The sequence below is a fragment of the Fructobacillus sp. ESL1096 genome, assembly GCF_058511985.1.
This window is the reverse complement of sequence record NZ_CP196400.1, coordinates 1,072,669-1,088,406: the sequence shown is the minus strand read 5'-3', so window position 1 is coordinate 1,088,406 and position 15,738 is coordinate 1,072,669. Positions and strand designations below refer to the sequence as shown.

Here is a 15,738-nt window from a genome sequence, read left to right as displayed (position 1 = left end):
ATCAAAGTGCTTGCACGAGCTGATTTAACCTAATTTATTATCCAAGAGAATTTGTTTCATCTCCGCTTGAATATTATCTGGTTTGACCCACTCATCAAAATGATCAGCTTCCAATGGCAAAAAATCATAGTGATGATTAATAAAGTCTTCCACTTTTTCCACGTGGGAAGAGCGCGGAATGTTCATCTTTAAAATTCGCACTTCCTTAATCATTCCATGCTCAGCAGCGTACTCTGCTCGAGAGTTTTCGGAGATGTTTCCTAATTCATAGTAAACCGTACCATCGTTACGAGTAATTTCTTCAATCAAATTAAAGGTCTGATTCATCTAACAAGTTCCGTCCTTCCCTTTGATAACGGCGTTCGACCAGATAAGTTGACAGCCAAATCGATAACAAAATCCCAATCATACCTAGTAGCATCGTGGCCACTTCCATTACTAAAAGCTTAGCATTAATAAATTCTGCCAATGTGTAATGCAAACGCAGGTACCAAATTAAGAGCGGAATATTAGCCCCTAACATCCCAAAGAAGAGCGTGTTGACTGCCGTTCCTAGAATTTGACTTCCAATTGTTTTCGCGTGCTCGCTTAAAGAGTCTTTGGTAATATCAGGCGAGCGATCAATCACCTCAAATAAATCAGCAGTAATTGCCATCGAAGCTTCAGCAATCGCCCCCAAAGCCGAAATGACCATCACAATCACAACTAAATGGCTAAAATTGATACCGATATTTAACGACAAGCCCTCTAATTCATCCGAATTTTCGAGAGTATAGCCTTGAACCTGGGCAAAGTGTTGAGTTAAAAAAGACAAGCAGCCAACAACAGTCGTCACCACCAAAGAACTTTGCCAGGCAATTGCCATGACCTTGCTTCGGCCAGCCGAAAGGTAGATGGCCACTGAAAGAATCATCAAGGAAATAATGGCCGTCACGATATAGGGATTAAAGCCCCAATTAACAAGGATAATCAACGTAAAAATCAGGAAAAAGTTCAAGACCAGCCCAAAAAAAGTTTTTAGTCCTTGCTGACCACCGACAATCATTAATGAAAGAAGAAGAATCACAATCAAGACAAAAATTGTATTCATTTTGCCGCCTCCTCTTCTTGATGACGTAATTTCCAGGCTGTCAGGCCGGCCGTGAGTGGGACTGCCCAAACAATTCCCAGCGCAGAAACAACTGTCTGCAAGATGCCGAGGTTCATGACCTGATCCAAAATATACGACCAGTTATTACCATTTCGTAGCATCAAAATCACCATCGGAATCGTCTCAGCAATAAAAATCATAAACAAAACGTTGGTCAAAGTGCCCAAAATTTCACGACCAACCGACAAACCTGCCTGCCAATAATCTCGGAAGGGCCGGTGAGGCGATTCGCGATGAAGGCCAAAGAGGCCGGCAACAATATCAGCCGACTCGTCCATTACCGCCCCTAAAACACCAATAATCGTCTGTGCATAAAAAATTGGGGCAGGAACCTGGGTCACAAAGGACATGGTTTCAAAATGCACACCAATTCCACCAGTAATGAGCAGGACAAACCACATGACGAAAACCGCCAAGGCAGTTGTGATAGCAGTCGCTGCTAACGTAATATGGGCCTGCCGGCCGCGTCCTAAGACCAGGTAAAGCGAAAGAGCCGCTAAAGCAACCGCCACCAGGGCAAACCAGGGAATAACTGGCAAACTCTTAACATGGACGTCAACAACCAATGCCAGCACAAAAACGGCAGCGTTCAATACAACCGATAGTAACAAAAAGCTGGTTTTTTTAAAACGAACATAAATCACCGTGGCTGAGACTAGTAAGACTATCAAGGCTAAAAGTGTTGAATCACGCTTAATCGTGTCGATTTGATAAGATCCAGAATACTCCTTGAGCAGAATCTGGTCACCAACTTGATAATCAGTGGTCATCGTTTGCGAGGCCATCACCTGATTTTGAATCTTAACCGTTTGGCCCGAGCGGTTGAGTAGTTTAACCGTCAGGTTCTGAGTAAATTGACCGTCCTGGTTGCCAAATTCATCCGTCGTTGTTTCCTGACTGGTCTGCTTGACAGCTGTTACTTGGCCAATAGGGGCAGCGTACAAAAAGCTATCAAAACGGGCCAAGAAAAAGGCCAGAATGGTTACAACAGCAATAATGGCCAAACGCCCTAGCTGTTTTTTCATGATCAATATCCCCTCTTGCCCTCCTCAAAAGGACAAAATTAGAACTTACAAAAGAAAAGGGCTGTCACAGTAACTGTCCAGCCCCAACAGAATTTTTTTAACGGTGCAACCGCAAATTTTCGCCGGCCACGGCCACTGGCTGGGCCAAGAAAAGGATTCGTTGCATCAAGCGAGCCGCCTTGCCCGGCTCTTTGGCCTCTCTTGTTTGACTCAAATACTCCTCTAAAGAGGTTAAATCAAAATTAGAAGTAAAGCAAGTGGTCAACTGATTTTGCATCCGGTATTCCAAGATAACCGACAAAATTGAGTCTCTCGCCCAAGCAGTCAGATTATCCGTTCCCATATCGTCCAAAATCAGCACTTCAGCCTGCTTAGCCTGGGCGATAATATCGTCTGTTTTTTGATCAGTACTATTTTTGTTGAAGCCAGCCTTCAAATCCTCAATCATCGATGTCCAGTGGACCATCATGACCGAAATGCCATTGGCGGACAAGGCATTGGCCAAGGCCCCCATCAAATAGGTTTTCCCAACACCAAAATCCCCATAAAGATAAAGGCCTTGAATAAAGTCGTGCTGGTGTCCTTTATCCTGTGAAACCAAGGCGTCAAACAGCCGAACAGCAGCTGAAACAGCAGCCTGGCGGCCAGGATGTTGGCCCACCTCTGCAACTAATTGCTTCAAATCAGCCTGACGCACATCCTTTGGCACCGAAAACATTTTCAACATCTTTTTCTGCATTAAAAATTCCTGGGTTTTCGGACTAGCTTGGTAAGTTACATGTGGGTATCCCTTTTCAATCGTGAGAATGGGATGGTAACCAGGAAAAAGCCCACTAGCAGGATTTTTACTCTGATGTTTTTGGTTAACATACTCAAACAGGTCCATCATTGCTACTGCAAAAGCATCGGGTTTCAACTCTTTTTGATGTGCCTGCCAAAAATCTTGAACATCTTGATCATTCTTGATAATTTCAAGGGTTTGTGCCAAACGGGCATTGGAAACTTGGGGATACTTTTTTTGAAAATCTTTTAAGGCTGACCCTAAATCTTTCATTACAAACCTCAATTCTTAGTTTTACGATCCTTCAACAGTGCCATCATGGCCGCTGCATCATCACCCTGACTGGCCTGGTTAGTTAACTGATCATTTTGAGCCATCTTAGGTTCAACTTTCTGCCCAGACCGGCTATACCGACTTTGATAACGGCTTTGATTCGTGCTCGTGCGTGCCTTCTGCTGGTTCTGGTGGTTTTTAATAGCAGCCACCGCCTTTGGCGCAGTATCAACCTGGTTTTTCGCCCAGTCATTGGCAATCGAATCAACCAAGTTCCGCTTCAAATCCGAATTATCCATATTTACCAAGACCTGATAAATCAGGATATTGATCACTGGAACTGGCAAAATATTTTGTTGGACCAGGTTGCTTAGTAACTGGTTCTCGGACTTCGTTACGTAACCATGATTATTTTCTTTAATTTGCCGTAAAAAGTCAATTGGGCTTAAGAAATCAGCCGCCTGATAAAGCGATTGCAGTGCTCTTGATTGCTTTGGTATCGACTGATTGGCCTGGCTCTGACTACCAGACATCTGACCTGTTGGCTGGCCCTGGACTCCAGTCAGCTGCTGACCGTTTAAATTCTGAGTCACCTGCTCCTTTTCTCCACCAGCTTGCCGGCTTTCTAAACCACTTGCTTGATTACCCTGCCCACGACCAGCTGCAGTCGTTTCGGCTTGGTTACCCCGATTGGCTAATTTTGTCTTTTCGGCGCTTTTGCCCCACTGATTTTGCAAATAAGACATAAAGGCAGCTCGGTTTAAGCGATGGTCATCGAGGTTAATGCTACGCGTAATGGCCGTTGCTAGTTCAGCCTCGTTCAGCCCGTAAAGAACCTGCTGGGTCATGATTAATTGCCGGTCAGATGCTAAATTGGTGGCCGTTGTGCCATGTATCAGGGCGACCATTGCATCGTAGTCAAAACGCTGCGAACTAAAGTCCAAATCGTCCAGCGACGAAGGTCCTGCCAATTCAACCTTTGGCTGACGGCCTGCTACCGGATTATCAAAGAATTCCAAAAAGCTAGCCGAAAGGTTAACAACGTTGGCACCGCTGACTTGACCGGCCGACTGACCCGCAAAGCGGTCAGCTAGGACTTGAAAACGGTCCTCACCGGCAAAGTAAAAGAGGAGGCCCGCCAGCAAATCCTCGTTAAAGAAGTCCTTTGCCAGCATTGGTGACTGAATTTGGTAAGTATAACCAGCAAAACCACCCACCTCCTGATAGAAGGTTTTCAACAACCCGACTGCCTCCAGCGCCTTGCGGGCATGGACGAAATCAGGCAATGAGAGGGTTAATGTATCTAGCAGCAAGTAGTGATCAGACCATTTTTTTGTACCGGCCTGACTCTCTTGAACCATGAAGTGATAAAGGGCATAAGCTTTGGCACCCAAAAAAGGCAAATACAAACTAAAAACTCGGTTCAAATCAGCAAGACTAATCGGTGTCTGCAAACTCAAATAGGCCGATTCTTTTGCCTGAAATTCAATTGTCTGCTTGGAAACAGCCATTATTCTTCCTTCTTTAAATCAGTTAAATACTTTTCGACTTGCGCCTTCAGCTCTACTTCAGTGCCATTATTATCAAAAACAACGTCTGCACTTTCGACCTTCTTTTCAATTGAAATTTGGGCCTTAATTCGGCTTTGAGCCGCATATTCATCTAAGTGGTCACGAGCCATCAATCGGTCAAGCTCAATCCGCGGGTCGGTTGCGACCACCAGAATTTGGTCAAACCACCCAGACTCATCGTACTTTTGTTCAAAAAGAAGCGGAATAGCGACAAAAATCACCTTTTCACCACGATTTTTAAAAAAATTGACCTTATCCTCAATCGCCGAGTAAATGGCTGGACTCGTAATCGCTGTCAGTTCCTTTAACTTACCTGGATCCTGAAAGACTATTTGCCCGAGCTTTTTACGGTTCAAGACCCCGTTTTCAACGATATTCAGACCAAAAACATCCTTAATCTTTTCCAGGGTAAAGGTCCCTGGTTCGACTACTTCGCGGGCAACCAAGTCGGCATCAATCACCCGGTAACCAGCAGCTGTCACAATTTTGGTGACCGCTGACTTTCCAGTAGCAATACTTCCTGTTAAACCGATGATTTTCATGCTTCCCCCTTCTGTAAAGCTTGCGCAAAGACTTGGCTTGAATAGACAACCCGTGCCGTATTCAAATATGGTGTCACGTAGATATAGGCTAACCCAAAAGTCACAAATCCGAGCAAGTGCCAGCCTAAAAAGGAAAGTTCGAGTTGAAACAATTCCATTTTACGTCCGGACATAACTCGCCGAGAAATCGAAATATAATCGGTCAAGGATTTCTGCTGACGACCAAACAGGCTATCCATTTTAAAGGCATAATAGGTCTGTGAGTAAGAAAAGGACTTAACGAAGCCCGGAATCACCAATATTGACCACAAAAAGAGCAGAATGTTTTGCACGAAAGCAAGCATAAAGGTGGCAAAGAACCGACCAAAGCGAAAAGCTTGAATACTTTGCTTCCATTTTACCTTGGCCTTTGGTTCTTGAAATTGGTCCACAATCGCCCACTTGGCAGACCAAGAAAAGACTAAGGCAATTGTACTGGCAATCGTCTGACTAAAATAAGCACTGCGCTGGTTAAGGTAAACCATTTGACCGGTTTGATGATAGTTCAGCAACACAAGGTAGGTCGTCGTCAGCACTAAAGCGGTTTGAAAAAGATTAAATAAAATGACAAGCCAGTTAGCCTTGATGGCTGCAAAAAAATTTTTTTGTAGATGTATTCTCGCAGTCAACTTAACACGGTTTTGCGAGATTGGTGTGATTTCTGTCATGAGTTCCTTTCGCGAGAAGGCACAATTACCCCCTGCTGGGTTGTTAAAGATCAATAAAATGAAAAAGCCATTAATCGTGCTGTTTTTTATAGTTTAATCAAAACCAAAAGACAAGCCAGGTTTTTTCTTACTTTTGCACCTGGCATTTTGGACAATAGGTCGTTCCGCGCTGGGCAACTTTAATTTTGACGAGGGTCGTCCCGCAGCGTTTGCAAGGTTCACCTGCCCGACCATAGACATCGAGTTCGTTTTGGAACTTTCCAACCTCGCCAAAAACATTAGAGAAAGAATGGACGGTCGTGCCATGATGAACTGTCGCCCGGTTAATCTCTTGAATAATATTTTGCCGCAGTTTTGCTACCTCTTTAGCCGCTAAGTGATCAGTTAAGGTCTCTGGGTGAATCTTGGTCTGCCAAAGAACCTCATCCGTATAGATATTACCAAGTCCTGCCACGTTGGACTGGTCGAGCAAAAAAGGCTTAATCTTGCGGTGAGCTTTGGCTAAAATCGAAGTCAAATAGGTAATATCTAGATCCGCTTCAGTGGGTTCCGGCCCCATTTTTGCTAGGCCAGAAACCTCCTGGTATTCTTGACCTGTTGGCACCAATTGCATCCGACCAAAGCGGCGGGTATCATTGTACATTAAGTCGCGGTCGTCATCTAGAGTAAAAATAACCTCCGTATGCTTATGTGGAGTTGCTCCTTCAGGCTCAACCGAGTACTGGCCCTCCATCCGTAGATGGGAAACCAGGGTTTTCTGATTTGAAAGCCGGAAAAGCAAAAACTTGCCTCGCCGGTCAATTTGATTGATCGTGGCCCCGGCTAAGTCGGTCTGAAAGTCGGTTAAATCAGAAACCACGGCTTTTGGATACGGCACAGCCACACTGTTAATTTTTGCCCCTTGCACAAGAGCAGTTAGCCCCCGGCGGACAGTTTCAACTTCAGGTAATTCTGGCATTTGGGTTTATAACTCCCTTCATAGCAACGTTTTTAATTTCATGGACTGACTCTTGAGCTAACTTTTAGCCTAACCTTGACAATTCCTGGTTAAATCAACAAATTCATTAATATTTTTCAAGAAATATTATAACAAAAAATAGCCAGGCACAATTGCCCGACTATCTTTTGGATAATCTGTCAATAAAGTTCATATTGTTTTCATTATAGCACAGGCACGATTGCCAACGATTGGACCGACTGTCGTTAGCCATCTACCCATTGGCACACTGGAAAAAACGGCGAACCGCTTAAATTACTTCGAATCCTGAGGTCGGCTGGCCCACTTGGGCTTGCCCTTATTCTTCTTCTTTCGGGCCTGATGCTTTTTTTTCGACTTAGCCGCTTCTTTAGCAGTCAATTCGCGTTTTTCTTCGGACTGCTTTTGACGATTCTTCTTATCCGCCTTACGATTTTTGCCATCTAATCGGTTGACAGCCTGCTTCTTTTCAACGCGTAGCTGTTGCTTCATATCCAAATCAGCACCATCGTCAGCCACCGTTGCGCTGGCCTTCTGCAATTTTTTGGCTTCCTGCTGCTTTTCATCGGCTTTGGCCCAGTCGAACTTTTCCAGGCTGATTTCTTCTGGTAAGTACTGCTTTAACTTTCGGATATCATGATCGTTACCAAGGTTCAATACTTGACCAGCAAGGCCCGCGCGCCCTGTTCGGCCAGTCCGGTGGAGGTAGGTGGTCAAGTTATTCGGAATTTGTGCGTTGACGACTAATGGCAAGCCCAGGATATCCAGACCACGGGCAGCAACATCAGTCGCCAGCAACAAGTCGAGCTTGCCCTTCTTAAATGATTGGAGGGCATCTGCCCGCTTTAAATGTGACTTCTCATTGTTGCCAACGGACATGACGGATGCATGTTCATGACGTAGGGCGGCCTGGGCGGCCACCAATGCCCCAATGGTGTTAAAGAAAACTAAGGCTTGTTGGTGTCGGCGAGCTAACTCAATTAAAACTTTGTGATTAGCCTTGGCATCAACGTGCAAGTATGTGTGATCAATGGTTTTCGGTGCCTGATTTTCCACGGAAACCGGCTTCACAGAGTGACCAAAGAGTTCCTTGACCCAGGCCAAGTCGACACCCGAGGTGGCTGAAAACAGAGCAACTTGGTCCAATTCAGGCAAGGCATTTGCTAAGATGTTTAAGTCTTCTTGGTGTTCTTCAGTCAAGGTGGCATCCGCCTCATCGACAATTAGGGTCTTCAGGTGCTTGGTTTTCAACGCCCCACCATCAATCATCGTCAAAATCCGGCCAAGTGTACCAACCACGATTGCCGGTTTCTCCTTCTTCAACTTATCTGCCTGCCGCTTCCCATTGGCCCCACCAATTAAGGCAGCAACCTTCACACCGACCTCACTGGCATACGGGCGAATGACCTGGGCTAACTGAGCGCCCAATTCCTGTGACGGTGCTAAAATCAGAACCTGACTCTGCTTGGCTGTGAGATCAATCTTAGACAGCACCGGCAAAGCAAAAGCCAGCGTTTTTCCAGAACCAGTCGGTGCCAGGCCAAAGACGGATTCACCGGCAGTCATTCGGTCAAAAAGAGCCTTTTGAATTGGCGTTTCTTCCTGAAAGTGTTCATAAAATAAATTAGCAAGTTCCGGTAAAATCATTCTTTATTTTCCTTATTTTTGACGACTACCTTTTGACGGCAAGCGGCCAATTGTTAGCATTGACTTCTATTATAACAAAAGCCCGCCTTACGATTTTTGTAGGTGGGCTTTTTCGACTGAATGGTAGCCAAGATTGTTTGGCCTATTCAGAATATTCAAAGACAAAGTTTGTATTATTAATTCGAACATCGTCGCCATCTTCGGCGCCAGCTTCACGCAGCTTATCATCCACACCCATATGGCGAAGTTGACGCGCAAAACGCATAATCGTTGCTTCACGCTGCATGTTCGTCATTGCGGCAAGCTTTTCGACTTCCGGTCCAGAAATCAACCAGCAAGACAGCTCATCATCCCAGTCAACGGAAATGACAGGAGCCTGCTTCTTGTACTGGTAAATCTTCTCTTCCGTTGTCTCTTCTTCCTGCTGGTAAGCCGTTGCGACTGGTGCCTGATCCAACAAGTCCGCTGTCTTACGCAAAAGTGTGTCAACACCATCGTGAGTGACAGCTGAAATTGACACAATTTCAGGCGTCTTGGCCAAACCAGAATCTGCTTGAACCTGTTCTTGGAACTTCGTAAACAAATCCTTGGAGTCAGGCATATCCATCTTAGTGGCAACAACGATTTGTGGTCGGTCCAAAATTGTTGGATCATATTCCTTTAATTCAGTCAAAATCTTCTTATATTGTATATAAGGATCCTGTCCTTCAATGCCAGACATATCAACCAGGTGTAAAATCACACGCGTACGTTCAACGTGGCGTAAGAATTGGAAGCCTAAGCCAACACCCTGCGAAGCCCCCTCAATCAATCCTGGCAAATCAGCCATTACAAAGTCACGGTGATCACCTAAGCGGACCATCCCAATATTGGGATCAATGGTGGTAAAGTGGTAAGCTGCAATTTTTGGCTTCGCATTTGAAACCACGGACAACAATGTTGACTTCCCAGCGGACGGGAAGCCAACCAAACCAACATCAGCCAAAACCCGCAGCTCTAACTTAATTTGTCGCGTTTGACCCGGTTCCCCATTTTCTGATAATTCAGGAGCTGGGTTAGCTGGTGTGGCAAAGCGGATGTTTCCGCGACCACCACGACCACCACGAGCAACCAATAGTGTCTGATCAGGGCGCACTAAGTCACCTAATACCTCACCGGTATCAACATCGGTCACAATAGTCCCTTGGGGAACTTTAATAACCCGGTCGTCAGCAGACGCACCGGTCATCCCTTTGGTCCCACCATTGCCACCAGACTGGGCCTTAAAGTGACGATTATAACGGAAATCCATCAAAGTTCGCAGCCCCTCATCCACTTTTAAGATGATGGATCCACCATGACCACCGTCCCCACCAAAGGGACCACCCATGGCCACAAACTTTTCATGACGGAAGGAAACAATTCCATCGCCACCCTTACCTGCTTTTAGCTCAACTTGTGCTTGATCAACAAACGCCATCTGTATTCGCGCGCAATGCGCTACTCCTTTTTTAATCCAATGAATCTAGAGAGTTAAGTGTATCACAGAAAGTTCTCTTTGCCTACACTTCTGTCTCTAAGACGATAAATCAGGACAAAAACGACCCAATTTTTTCGCCGTAGTAAAATTTTGACGGTGAGCGCCAAATGCATCAACATTACCAATATACTGCAAATTAAAGGTAAAGCGCCAATGATCCGCCAACATGATTTCAAAACACGCTCATTTCACTGGCCAATCAAACTGATTTTTCCTAAGACTTTTGCTCGGAAAGTGACCAATGGACCAGCTGAGCAACCTTAGACGACAATCCCAAGGCTTCCAACTCTTCGATGCTTGCCGCTTCAATCTTGGTAATGGAGCCAAAATTCGTCAACAGCTTCTGCCTGGTTTTAGGGCCAACACCCGTAATCGCATCCAAACGCGAGGACAATGACTTTTTCGACCGCGACTGACGATGGAAAGTAATGGCAAAACGGTGGACCTCATCTTGGATTCGTTGAACCAAGAAGAAACCCTGGGACTGGTGATCTAAACGCACGACCTCCTCAGTCTGACCATTAATCAAATCAGCAGTCTTGTGTTTATCATTTTTAACCATAGCTGCAATTGGTAAATCCAGGCCCAACTCATCTTCCAAAACTTCCTTGGCCGCATGGAGCTGGATAATCCCTCCATCCATTAAAATTAAGTCCGGCATTTCAGCTCCCTCCTTCAATAGGCGAGAATAACGTCGACGAATGACTTCCTGCGTTTCCAACCACTCATCAGCATGGTCGGTCGACTTAATCTTGTACTTCCGATACATATCCTTGTTTGGCCGCCCATCTTCAAAAACCACCATTGCCGACACAATTTCTTCCCCTTGGGTATGAGAATGATCAAAAGCCTCAATTCGATGGCCCATCGAAATTCCAAGAACATCGGTGATTTCCTTCATTGCCCCCGAAGTCTTCTGCTCATTGAGTTCCATCAGGCGGAACTTTTCATCTAAGGCAATCTTCGCGTTCTTTTCTGCCAAGTCTAACAAATCCTTCTTTTCACCGCGGACGGGCGTTCGTACCGGAACATCCAAGGCAGCAGCTAAAAGGTCGTGGTCAACACCCTGTGGTACCAAAATTTCCTTTGGCTTTTGAATATTTTTCTGTAGGTAAAATTGCTGAATAAAAGTCGTAAATTCATCGATTCCGTCACCAACAACGGCAAAGGTTTGCTTACTTTGGCGGATTAAGCGAGCCTGCCGAACAAACATCACGGAAACTGTAATCCAGCCCTTGTTCAGGTAAAAATTGAAGATATCACGTGGCGTTGAATCATTCGACAAAATCCGCTGACTTTCAACCGTTTCGTCGATGTACTTCAGTTGGTCGCGTAAATCAGCTGCGCGCTCAAACTCCAAATTTTCAGCTGCTTGGCCCATTTGTTTTTCAATTTGACGCTTAACGACCTTAGTATCGCCTGACAAAAAGCGCTTAATCCGATCAACCTGAGCTGTATACTCTGCCTTAGGGACATCCCGAAAACAAGCACCAAGACACTGGCCCATCGAATAGTAAAGGCAAGGACGCCCTTGGCGGCCCTTGCACCGTCTTAGTGGATAATTTTTCTCCAAGAAATGGAGCGTTTCCTGAGCGGCATAAACGTTAGGATAGGGACCAAAATAAAAGGCCCCATCCTTCTTAACTTCTGAAACCAAAGCCATTCGTGGATCAGTTTCGCGGGTAATCTTGATGTATGGATAGCCTGTTCCATACTTGAGACGGATGTTGTAATAAGGCTTATACTTCTTGATTAACTCGTTTTCCAACAAGAAGGCTTCTTTATCGGAATTGGTCACAATAAAGTCGAAATCAACAATGTTGGCAACCAATTCGGCCGTCTTACCAGTATGGTCCTGCTTAAAATATGACCGCACACGGTTCTTCAAGTTTTTGGCTTTACCAACATAAATAATCTTGCCTAAGCGGTCCTTCATTTGATAAGAACCTGGTTCGGCTGGTAAGAGGAGCAGTTTTTGTTCAAGGTGTTTTGAGATATTGGCTAACATAACTTTATTATACCCCCGTGACTTCTATGTACGAAAAGGCCGCCAAACAATTTGGCGACCTTTTTATTTTCAAAACAAAGCATTCATTAAGAAATTAGCTTGGTGCTTACTTTTCTTTATAGGCCACAGCCGCAGTGATAAAGCTGTTGTACAAACCTTCTGGTTTGTTTGGCCGTGAAATAAATTCTGGATGGTATTGGGCAGCAATAAAGAAATCGTTCTTTGGATATTCGATAACTTCCATCAACTTGTTATCAGGTGATGTTGCTGAGAAGACCATACCAGCCTTTTCAAATTCGTCCCGGTACTTAATGTTAAATTCATAGCGGTGACGGTGACGCTCATCAACCTCGGACTTGTTACCATAAGCAGCAGCAGTCTTGGTATCTTCCAATAAGCAAGTTGGATAGAAGCCAAGACGTTGTGTACCACCCAAGTCGGTAACCTGGTTTTGGTCATCCATCAAGGCAATGACAGGGTGGGTTGTTTCAGGATTCAACTCGATTGAGTTGGCATCTGCATAACCCAAGACATCACGGGCAAATTCAACAGAGGCCAATTGCATTCCCAAGCAAACACCCAAAAATGGAATGTTGTTTTCACGGGCATAGCGAATTGCTTGAATCTTACCTTCTGTTCCGCGAGGACCAAAGCCACCGGGAACCATGATACCATCGACATCCTTCAACAAGGAAGCAACGTTTTCTTTTGTCACCGTTTCAGAATTAATATGGGCAATTTCAACATCAGTGTCTTGTGAATAACCACCGTGCTTCAAAGCCTCGTTCACTGAAATATAAGCATCCTGCAAGTCAGTATACTTACCAACTACGGCAACATGGATGGTCTTCTTTGGATTCTCGATGGCATTAACCATGGCCTTCCATTCCGTCATGTCGGCTTCAGGAACGTCCAGCTTCAACTTGTCGACAACCACTTGGTCCATTCCTTGTTCTTGTAAGTTCAAAGGAATTTCATACAAAGTATCCACATCGCGTGATTCAATCACCGCTTGTGGGTTAACATCCGTAAAGGTTGCCAACTTTTCCTTCATTTCATCCGTCAATGGGTTTTGCGTCCGCAGAACCAACATATCAGGCTGAATACCCAATGAACGCAGTGTCGTCACAGAATGTTGCGTTGGCTTTGTCTTTGCTTCACCAGCAGCTTGTAAGTAAACAATCAATGATGTGTGCAGGTAGAAGACGTTTTCGTTACCAAAGTCTGACTTCATCTGACGCAAGGCTTCAATAAATGGCAATGATTCGATATCGCCAACCGTTCCACCAACTTCAACGATGACCACATCAGCATCAGTTGATTCACCAGCCTTAACAATCTTCTCCTTGATAGCGTTCGTGATATGTGGGATGACCTGGACAGTTGCACCATGGTAATCACCCTTACGTTCCTTGGCCAAAACTTCTGAATAAATTCGACCAGTCGTCACGTTTGAGTACATGTTGGTGTTGATGTCCATGAACCGCTCATAGTGACCCATATCCAAGTCAGTTTCAAGGCCATCTCCCGTAACATACGTTTCCCCGTGTTGGTATGGAGACATGGTACCTGGGTCAACGTTGATGTAAGGATCCAACTTCTGAATTGCCATCTTCAAGCCGCGGTTTTTCAACAAACGACCCAAAGAAGCTGCTACAATCCCTTTTCCAAGGGACGAAACGACCCCACCGGTAACGAAAATATACTTGGTTTGCTTCTTTGCCATAATGCCTCCTATGTTTTGCCTGACACACTGAATTTTGCTATGGTTTTAGCCAAAATTCATTAAATAAAATAGAAAGGCTCCCAAGCGGTAGCTTGGGAGCCATAAAAGATTTTCACATTAAATGTGAGCCCTAATATATATTACAGACTGCCCCCTTGAATGTCAACACTAGATAAAATAATTATCTAGACCAAAGCATTGCAGTTTTAAAGGCAGAAGATACCCAACCATTCACAACAACACCAGGGCTAAAGTGTTTTGAAAGAAAGGCTGACAGGCAAGCAATCGGTGTTTGGTATAACACTATCAATCTTGAGGTTTTCAGCAAACAAAAAGTCCCTGTCAGAAAAGCCAACTTTTACTTAACTTCTTGCTGGTTACGGTGCGTCCAGAAGTACAAGAACCCCATGAAGAACAAGAAAGCAAAGCCAATGGCCAGTGGTACCCGAGTCGTTGGGTTAATCACCATGAAAACCAAAGTAATTAATAGGAAGAAAATTGCAAAGTAGTTCGACCATGGTGACAAGGCCAACATGAACGGATGCCCCTTCATCAGGTCTGGATTTTCCCTCCGGAACTTAATTTGCGAAATCAAGATGACAAACCATGGCACCATGCCAGGCAAGGTTGAAGCCGAGTAGACCAAGACAAAAATGTTCTCAGACCCCTTCCAGAAAATTGGTAAGACGGCATTTAGAACAATTCCCAGCAGAATTCCAACAGACATGGCCAAAACGGAAACGTCTGGCACGCGGTTCTTTGACAACTTCAAGAAGACTGGTGGCAATTCCTTTTGCTGTGCCAATGTGTACAGCATTCGTGATGATGAAAATAGACCGGAATTCAAAGCTGATGCAGCCGCCGTCAACATAACAAAATTGATGATTCCAGCAGCAGCCGTGATACCGACCTTGGCAAAAGTTTCAACGAATGGTGAACCAACCGTATCTAATTTGTCCCAAGGATAAATCGTCACAATCACAAAGATTGCCCCAACGTAGAAAATCAAGATTCGCGCAACAATCGACTTAATCGACTTGACGATTGCTTCTTGTGGATGGGCCGCTTCACCGGCCGTAATACCAATGATCTCGATGGCTTGGTAAGAAGTGACCACAATTGACAAGGCAAACATGAAGCCCTTGAAGCCATGGGCAAAGAATGGTCCGTGTGACCAAAGGTTTGAAAAGCCAATTGCATGGCCATGGTTACCAAAGCCAAAGACAATCATCAACAGACCCAAGATAATCATAAAGACAATCGTCAAAACCTTAATAATTGAGAACCAGGCTTCCAATCGACCATAGGCCTTCACCGTCACCAAGTTCGTTAACGTCAACAGGATTAAGACAATCACACCCGTTACCCAGGTTGGCACACCCGGCCACCAGTAATGCATGTAATCGCCAACGGCGATTGTTTCCGAAATTCCAACCGTCAACCACTGAAAGACATTCGCCCATACGGTTAGATAACCAGCAACCGGATGAATATACTTCGTTGCATAGTTGGCAAATGATCCAACAATTGGTTTCACGTAGAGCATTTCACCCAATGCCCGCATCACAATATATAAGACCAAACCGGCCAATAGGTAAGCCAGCAGGACGGACGTCCCCGTCCATTTGATGGTCGATGATGACCCCAAGAAGAGTCCAACACCAATTGTTCCACCAAGGGCAATCATTTCCATCTGGAACGACGACAATGACCGCTTTAATTCTTTTCCATTTTCCATCTGTTTCTCCTTCACGCGGTTGGCCAAACAAAAAAGCGCCCCTAGAAATCTCTAGGGACGCTTGTTGCGTGGTAC

13 protein-coding genes and 1 other annotated feature (1 of these 14 only partly in view) are annotated in these 15,738 nt (G+C 45.0%); all 13 genes read right to left on the bottom strand.

Annotation, left to right across the window (positions count from 1 at the left end; genetic code table 11):
* Window positions 1-24: 24 nt before the first annotated feature.
* The 13 genes from ACSYSR_RS05375 to ACSYSR_RS05315 all read right to left on the bottom strand — a co-directional run bounded on the left by ACSYSR_RS05375 (window position 25) and on the right by ACSYSR_RS05315 (window position 15,663).
* Entirely contained in the window at window positions 25-327 is a 303-nt protein-coding gene (locus ACSYSR_RS05375; RefSeq protein ID WP_489815896.1) for a hypothetical protein, read from the bottom strand.
* The gene (locus tag ACSYSR_RS05370; protein ID WP_489815897.1) at window positions 311-1,090 is read right to left on the bottom strand and encodes a YibE/F family protein; all 780 of its coding nucleotides are present in this window, start codon (window positions 1,088-1,090) and stop codon (window positions 311-313) included. Before ACSYSR_RS05370 ends, ACSYSR_RS05375 begins: the two co-directional genes overlap by 17 nt.
* Window positions 1,087-2,175, bottom strand: coding sequence for a YibE/F family protein (locus tag ACSYSR_RS05365; protein WP_489815898.1), 1,089 nt, complete (start codon window positions 2,173-2,175; stop codon window positions 1,087-1,089). Before ACSYSR_RS05365 ends, ACSYSR_RS05370 begins: the two co-directional genes overlap by 4 nt.
* A 97-nt stretch (window positions 2,176-2,272) precedes the next feature.
* Window positions 2,273-3,229: a primosomal protein DnaI gene (dnaI, locus tag ACSYSR_RS05360; RefSeq protein WP_489815899.1), complete on the bottom strand. Its 957-nt coding sequence runs from the start codon at window positions 3,227-3,229 to the stop codon at window positions 2,273-2,275.
* Between the two features lie 8 nt (window positions 3,230-3,237).
* Window positions 3,238-4,740, bottom strand: a complete 1,503-nt coding sequence (locus ACSYSR_RS05355) for a DnaD domain protein (protein ID WP_489815900.1) — start codon at window positions 4,738-4,740, stop codon at window positions 3,238-3,240.
* Complete coding sequence (gene coaE / locus ACSYSR_RS05350) at window positions 4,740-5,342, bottom strand: dephospho-CoA kinase (RefSeq protein WP_252773627.1); 603 nt, start codon at window positions 5,340-5,342, stop codon at window positions 4,740-4,742. Before coaE ends, ACSYSR_RS05355 begins: the two co-directional genes overlap by 1 nt.
* Entirely contained in the window at window positions 5,339-6,049 is a 711-nt protein-coding gene (locus ACSYSR_RS05345; protein ID WP_489815901.1) for a DUF975 family protein, read from the bottom strand. Before ACSYSR_RS05345 ends, coaE begins: the two co-directional genes overlap by 4 nt.
* Before the next feature lie 127 nt (window positions 6,050-6,176).
* Window positions 6,177-7,007, bottom strand: coding sequence for a DNA-formamidopyrimidine glycosylase (mutM, locus tag ACSYSR_RS05340; RefSeq protein ID WP_489815902.1), 831 nt, complete (start codon window positions 7,005-7,007; stop codon window positions 6,177-6,179).
* A 294-nt stretch (window positions 7,008-7,301) separates the two neighbouring features.
* On the bottom strand, window positions 7,302-8,672 hold the full coding sequence (locus tag ACSYSR_RS05335) for a DEAD/DEAH box helicase (protein WP_489815903.1): 1,371 nt from the start codon (window positions 8,670-8,672) through the stop codon (window positions 7,302-7,304).
* Between the two features lie 142 nt (window positions 8,673-8,814).
* The gene (obgE, locus tag ACSYSR_RS05330) at window positions 8,815-10,131 is read right to left on the bottom strand and encodes a GTPase ObgE (RefSeq protein WP_489815904.1); all 1,317 of its coding nucleotides are present in this window, start codon (window positions 10,129-10,131) and stop codon (window positions 8,815-8,817) included.
* 274 nt (window positions 10,132-10,405) lie between these two features.
* On the bottom strand, window positions 10,406-12,199 hold the full coding sequence (gene uvrC, locus ACSYSR_RS05325) for an excinuclease ABC subunit UvrC (RefSeq protein ID WP_489815905.1): 1,794 nt from the start codon (window positions 12,197-12,199) through the stop codon (window positions 10,406-10,408).
* 106 nt (window positions 12,200-12,305) lie between these two features.
* On the bottom strand, window positions 12,306-13,925 hold the full coding sequence (gene pyrG / locus ACSYSR_RS05320) for a CTP synthase (protein ID WP_489815906.1): 1,620 nt from the start codon (window positions 13,923-13,925) through the stop codon (window positions 12,306-12,308).
* A gap of 358 nt (window positions 13,926-14,283) precedes the next feature.
* Window positions 14,284-15,663, bottom strand: coding sequence for an amino acid permease (locus ACSYSR_RS05315; RefSeq protein ID WP_489815907.1), 1,380 nt, complete (start codon window positions 15,661-15,663; stop codon window positions 14,284-14,286).
* A 50-nt stretch (window positions 15,664-15,713) separates the two neighbouring features.
* Window positions 15,714-15,738: a binding site (T-box leader), on the bottom strand (it continues 197 nt past the right edge of the window).